5 protein-coding genes and 1 pseudogene are annotated in these 5,766 nt (G+C 42.2%); 4 read left to right on the plus strand and 2 right to left on the minus strand.

Going from position 1 to position 5,766, the window contains the following annotated elements:
• Nucleotides 1-1,141 (plus strand): DcaP family trimeric outer membrane transporter (locus tag BCU12_RS04070; protein WP_241909738.1); only part of this gene is annotated, 1,141 nt, incomplete at its 5' end.
• A gap of 203 nt (nucleotides 1,142-1,344) precedes the next feature.
• Here BCU12_RS04070 and BCU12_RS04075 read toward each other — a convergent pair.
• Both BCU12_RS04075 and BCU12_RS04080 read right to left on the minus strand, forming a co-directional pair.
• Nucleotides 1,345-2,295: an AraC family transcriptional regulator gene (locus BCU12_RS04075; RefSeq protein WP_102403105.1), complete on the minus strand. Its 951-nt coding sequence runs from the start codon at nucleotides 2,293-2,295 to the stop codon at nucleotides 1,345-1,347.
• Nucleotides 2,296-2,589: 294 nt separating this feature from the next.
• Nucleotides 2,590-3,342 carry a hypothetical protein gene (locus BCU12_RS04080; protein WP_102403106.1) on the minus strand — a complete coding sequence of 251 codons (753 nt, stop codon included), beginning with the start codon at nucleotides 3,340-3,342 and terminating at the stop codon, nucleotides 2,590-2,592.
• Nucleotides 3,343-3,600: 258 nt separating this feature from the next.
• Here BCU12_RS04080 and BCU12_RS04085 point away from each other — a divergent pair.
• From BCU12_RS04085 to BCU12_RS04095, 3 genes and pseudogenes are all read left to right on the plus strand, one after another.
• Nucleotides 3,601-4,409 (plus strand): annotated as a pseudogene (locus tag BCU12_RS04085) (DDE-type integrase/transposase/recombinase); the annotation flags it as partial.
• A gap of 545 nt (nucleotides 4,410-4,954) precedes the next feature.
• A complete protein-coding gene (locus BCU12_RS04090) occupies nucleotides 4,955-5,212 on the plus strand; it encodes a type II toxin-antitoxin system Phd/YefM family antitoxin (RefSeq protein WP_102403107.1) in 258 nt (85 codons plus the stop codon).
• On the plus strand, nucleotides 5,200-5,502 hold the full coding sequence (locus BCU12_RS04095; RefSeq protein WP_102403108.1) for a type II toxin-antitoxin system RelE/ParE family toxin: 303 nt from the start codon (nucleotides 5,200-5,202) through the stop codon (nucleotides 5,500-5,502). The genes BCU12_RS04090 and BCU12_RS04095 overlap by 13 nt, the downstream gene beginning before the upstream one ends.
• Nucleotides 5,503-5,766: the final 264 nt, after the last annotated feature.

Consider the following 5,766-nt stretch of genomic DNA (forward strand, 5'->3'; position numbering starts at 1 on the left):
ATATTACTTTCTAAACCTTATGAAAATGAAATACACAGCAATAGTTATTGGTGCGGCATTAATGAGCGCAGCCAGTTTTGCGTCTGAAACCACGTATGATTTTGGCGGATCTATTAAAGCGATAATGATTCATGATAATGACGTCGCTGGAGCAGGGGTTAATATACCCAGCAATAGCCTATTTGGTAAGAGCAACCATAGCGATACAAAAGTGGATGCTTCATTATCTCAATTTAGATTTGGAGCGCTAAAGGATTTCGATAATGGCATCTCCATCGACTCTAAATTGGTCATGGATTTTAACGCCAATAATGACGGTGGCATGTCGCCACGATTAAGGGAAGCCTACTTGACCTACCATACCGAGGCTGGCGATCTGTTGGCTGGACAAACTTGGTCGACCCTTATGGATATGCGCAACTATCCTCTGTCACTAGCGGAACCAACATTGAGCGGTGTGGTATTTAAACGTCAACCCATGCTCCGTTGGTCACAAGATATTGGATTATTTCGCTATGATGTCGCATTAGAAAGCGGCACCAATTCGGATATTCAAAATCCATCGGGTGATACCATTGACACCAATGGGGCGTTACCTGATTTAGTGGCAGGCCTAGAGTTAGACAACCAGCACGGCTGGGTAAGAGCAACGGCTGCGCTCAGTCAGATACGCCTGTCTTCCAGTGAGCATGAATATACAGAATTGGGCTACGGTGTTCAGTTATCCGGAGGATGGAACATCACGCCTAACAATACAGTGACTTTATTGCTGTATACAGGGCAGGGAACCGATAGATACCTATTAGGCTTATCTGGAACAGGAGCCACATGGAATGAAGGTGAACAGTCGCTCGAAATTCGAGAAACAAATAGCTTGATGGCGTCATACACAAGACATTGGAAGCAAGACCTTAAATCTGTATTTGCTTACGGCTCGGTTGAGAGCGATGCTTTAGATTGGCAAGATGCACAGGAGCAGGACACATTAACCTCTAGCCAATATGTTATGGCTAATTTACTGTGGAATGTTCAACCTGACTTAATGGTGGGTGTTGAATATAATTATTCAACATATGAGCGAAGCGTGTCGGACTCGAGAGACAATCATAGAATCATGCTCGGTATGGAATGGAAGTACTAAAAAATAACCTGCTTACCACCATCAATATAGAGCGCTCTGCTGGGCGCTTTAAGAGTCTTCTTTAGCTATCCCTTCTCTTTTCGAAATTTCCTCTACTTAAACCTTTAATAGTCTGCTTTCTCCCAAGAAAACATGTATTTATCAACCATGGAGGCTATAGTAAAACTGAACCTAAGTTATATATTATTAGTAGGTTACGGTAGTTAGAACTGGCTTTGATATTGAGCCGGGGTCTGCTTCATCCAGCCTTTGAAAGCACGGTTAAAGTTCGATAAATCGGTATAGCCACAGCGCCAGGCTGTTTCGAAAGGCGATATTTTCTCTCTGAGTAGCTTTGTTGCTGTTTCACAACGCGCGTTATCTCTGGATTGTCTAAAAGTAAGCCCTTTGTCGGCAAGGCGTCGTTGTAACGTTCGTGGGGAGCTACCGATGAGTTGTGCTAGCCATTCAACGTTAAACCAGGGCAATACAGCGTAAGTGTTAATGAGGGCATCTAGCGTGGTGTGCCAATCATGATCTCTTTTTTGAGGCTCTACACCGATAAAGTTTTCCGATAAAGGGATTTCTATTGCGCCAAACGCATGACCGAAAGTAAACGATACCGAACTGAATGCAGCGGGTAAATCTTTTGCTAAATGGCCAGGTAAGCTCATCAATACCGATGAGGGTTCCCATGTCTTTCCTAAAAATAATCGACATAAAGAAAGCAACCCGAACGATCGAAACCATTCCGCTTGGTCGTAGCCAGATACCGATGGGTGATACGCCCCACGGTGACAAAGGTACCACTTACCTTCAATCCTTTCCGGCCAGACTACCACATGGTTATTTAAAGTCGGCATAACTTCAATGAGGGTATGGATCGCTTGCTCTAGATTGTCGCAATGGATAAACGCAGAACGAAATTCAGGCGAGATTTGTTCTAGGGTAATCAGCCTACCGACCTCCAGCCCTATCCGACGATTGGAGCTTTTCATGATAGTACTGAGAAATGCCATCGTTTGATGAGAAGGTAGCCAATATTCACCCTCCTTTAAATCCTCTGGAAATTGATATTTTTCAGCGACACTTTTCCACTCAATGCCTTGTTGATCAAAATAGTTGAGGAAGGGACGTAGGTTATTTGAATTACTAATGTTGATGGTGTTTGGCATTAATGCGCACAGCTCCAGCTCCATGTGACTACCGTTAGTGAGTATCATATAGGATATGGGGTGTATGTGCTAAAAATTGAAGAGGATAATTAAATGGATAGTTAGGAGAATATAGCAGAATCAGGGTATAACCTATTGGGCGATTATAAGTGCTGTATTCCTAACCCGTAAAAAGAAAGGGAAGAAAATAGATGATTTATTTTGTTGTAAAATTGTCGAATGGATTGACTATTCAGAGCCAGGAAGTAAAAAGCATCCCTGCTTTTAACGGACTATTATAAGGTGAATTAGGCCTTAGAAGTAGACTTTGTAAAATGCCCACGCAACGGTGTCATCAATATCGACGGTTTGGTGAGTAGATTGCATGCTACCAACTGTATTTTCAATTTTGAACTGTCCCCAGCGTTTTCCATCAGCGGATAACGGTGTACCGACAGTGATTGATGATTTCAGCGTTGACGTTTCAATACTACCGTCCATATAGGTGTATTCTGGTGATAGCATCAGGTAAGTACCATCAGCACCCGGTTTCCATGAAAAATAAGCCGCCGCCATACCACCAACGATATCTGTATCTGTTTCACCCATCGCAGAGGCAAAACCTTCATCGTATTCACCCGCCAACGCGCCAACACGACCAAAGATAGTTAGGTTTTCTACACCAGGCTTGAACATCGCAACAGCACCGACAGCAGCCGTTGTAAAGTTGGTGTTATCAATAATATCAATTGATGCAGCCGCTGTTGGTACAACTGGGTTACCGACGTTAAATACGTGGAAATACTGAAGTCGGCTATCTTTATATTTTCCCTCATTATCCATGCTTCCTTCGATGGTACCCATTGCCATTTGGCCATTTTTTAAGCCGAAACCCAGAGAGGCAGATAGTTTTACATCACCCTGATTATTCATACCCACATACCCTGAAGTATTAACAGCAGTTAGGTTTGAAGGGTCAACTTTTTCAGTAGACTCGTCTGCAAGCGCAAGGTTCATACCAGAGCAAAGTAACGTCGTAGCAAGAATGGTTTTAGTAAAAGTGTTCATGGTTGTTCTCCTATGTTTGTGTGGGATGAACTATAACCAATGCCCGAAATACGATATAGGTCACTTTACGCCAAAATCATTAGTGCATTGTAATAATGTTCCCTAACTAATAATTTGAGGTGATATTAAATGGATGCTCTTGATGGCGATCTACCAACACAAAGCAATGAACGTGAAAAAGCCAGTAAGGAGACCTTACTGGCTTTATTTACAAACGATGCGCCGTCCTGAAATGTGTTTACACATTGAGGACTAATGATGACCATTCCAAATAAACACTGCGTTAAGCTCACTCAGCGTGATTACACACTAGGCTTTAAATTACAGGTTGTAGACGCCATCGAGAAAGGCGACATGACCTATAAACAAGCCCAATCAATTTACGGCATACAAGGTCGTTCGACCGTTCTTACTTGGTTAAGAAAGCATCACAAAATGGATTGGACTACCAATCCAAGGAAGAACACGATGCCTAAATCACAGAGAGCGAATGAAACGCCCGCCCAAAAAATAAAACGACTTGAAAAAGAGCTCGAAGATGAACGTCTTAGATGCCTTCTTCTCAACAGAGTTGTCGATATTCTTGATGCTGAACATGGGATGTCGTAAAGAAAAAGTATATAGCGAAGGAGCAAGAAGCCTTCAAAAAGAGAGGAAAGTAAGCTTGCTCATTGCTCGGTATATCTCGTCAATGTGTCTATCAACGAGAAAAGCGCGAGACAACTCGTCAGGCTGAGCTTTATCCAGTGAAAGAAATGGTGCTTGAACTAAGACGCTTCATGCCTCGTCTGGGAACTCGTAAGCTCTGGAGGAAAAAATATCCGAACTTACTAAAAGAAGTCGTTCCTTCAAAACCAGAAGAGGCTCTGGTGAGCGACATCACTTATGTTCAGTTGGACGAAGGTGTTCACTACTTGTCGTTGGTTACCGATGCCTTCAGTCGTGAAATCATGAGGTATGAAGTGAGCAATGAAATGAAAGCGAGCGATGAAGTAAAGGCTTTAGATACGACGGTAAAAACTCAATGTTATCGTCATGCGACAATCCATCACTCGGATAGGTTCCTTAGCGCTAACAGTGTGATTGCGGCGCTCACGTATTAACAATATCGTCCCGTGGGTTCATGGGGCGGATACCACCAATTTAAGCGATTTTCCATATTTTTAGTTATCTATTGTTCGCTAAATTAGTAAAAGTACTGACAAGCTTTTGTCCAAAAGTTTGCTGGAGTACGCTGTAATGTGTGTGCTGTACTAATACCTTGCCAACTAATGAAGAATTTGTAATTGCTCAACAGTCGGTAGAACTTCTGTAGTCGAGTTTTAAATTAGATAGTTAGAAGCGAGCCTAGTACTCGCTTTTTTGATTTTTGTACTTTGCAATTCATAACGGGTTAGTACACTTATGTCCCCCTAGCTTCTTAGAGTGTTCGATCTGATACTCAAACTCCAAATTAGTCATCAATGCATATTGAGTTGCATATAAAGTTTGAGAAAAATAGACGGCAAGTAAAGCGGATTTATTCGCCTAATACGCGTTAGCTTTCATGCAGCTTGCTATACTAAAAGTGATAGAATAGTATCACTTTTAGTATTCCTTTAGAGCAGCCCTCATGAAAGTAGAATTAGTGACATCACTCAAACGCCAAGCAGCTAAGATCCTTGCTGAGCTCCACGATACTAAAGAACCCGTGTTAATTACCGAACATGGTAAACCATCGGCATACCTGGTTGATGTTGATGATTACGAGTTTATGCAAAATCGTTTGGCGATTTTGGAAGGGATTGCACGAGGTGAACGCGCATTAGCTGATGGTAAAGCAGTGAGTCACGATGAAGCCAAGGAAAAAATGTCGAAATGGCTGAAATAATCTGGACTGAGCCAGCGCTATCTGACCTCAATGATATCGCTGAATACATCGCGCTTGAAAATGTTGTAGCTGCAAAGCAATTGGTTCAAACGATCTTCTCTAAGGTTGAACGCCTAGAAGCCTTCCCTGAATCGGGTCGCATTCCGCCCGAACTAGAACATCTAAGTTATCGTGAAGTTGTCGTTAACCCGTGTCGTGTTTTCTATAAACAAGACGGCGACAAAGTATTTATTCTGTTTGTTATGCGAGTTGAAAGAGACTTACGTAAGTTCCTGTTGAGCAGCCAATAACCCCCAGCAGACTATTCACGTCACCAGTTTGACCGTCTTTTAAATCGTCATTCAGTTTTCATGGACTATTGAGATAGTATTTTTCTAGAAAACGCGCATAATCTCGCAATACCACTTTAAAGAGACACTGCCCATGACTGATTTTCAATACTACTTTCATCAACTCCCTTGTTTTCATTGTAAAAAAACCAAAGTGAGTACAGACCTTGGTTGGTTAACACCTTCGATGAAAGAGAATGTTCAACAGCAATTGACGGCAATCGT

This window comes from Vibrio sp. 10N.261.55.A7, assembly GCF_002877365.1.
Lineage (GTDB): Bacteria > Pseudomonadota > Gammaproteobacteria > Enterobacterales > Vibrionaceae > Vibrio.